General features: G+C 68.4%; 1 protein-coding gene. It reads right to left on the bottom strand.

Annotated features, from left to right (window positions below; all coding sequences use genetic code 11):
* Nucleotides 1-272: hypothetical protein (locus C2134_RS21620; RefSeq protein WP_158248821.1), on the bottom strand; the 272-nt coding region annotated here is incomplete at both ends.

Genomic DNA, 272 nt, shown 5'->3' with positions numbered 1-272 from the left:
TGATGGTGACCAGGGCGCTGCCGCCGGCGCTGAGATTGGCGGCGCTGAGATTGATGGTGGCTTGGACGTGGCCGCCCGCCAGATCGCCGCTGCCGATCTGCTGGCCGCTGTGTTCGACGATGGCGACGGTGGGCGCATCCGGCGGCGTCAGATTCAGCGTGCCGCTGGCGCTGGCGGCATGGGAAACATTGCCGAGCGCGTTGCTTTGCGTCGCGGACACGCTGACGGCTTGGCCATTGGCCGGTTCCGGAATGCCGAGGCTCAGCACGCCA

Origin of the sequence: Chromobacterium sinusclupearum (assembly GCF_002902845.1) — a bacterium.
Classification (GTDB): domain Bacteria; phylum Pseudomonadota; class Gammaproteobacteria; order Burkholderiales; family Chromobacteriaceae; genus Chromobacterium; species Chromobacterium sinusclupearum.
This window is presented reverse-complemented; position numbering and strand designations above follow the sequence as displayed.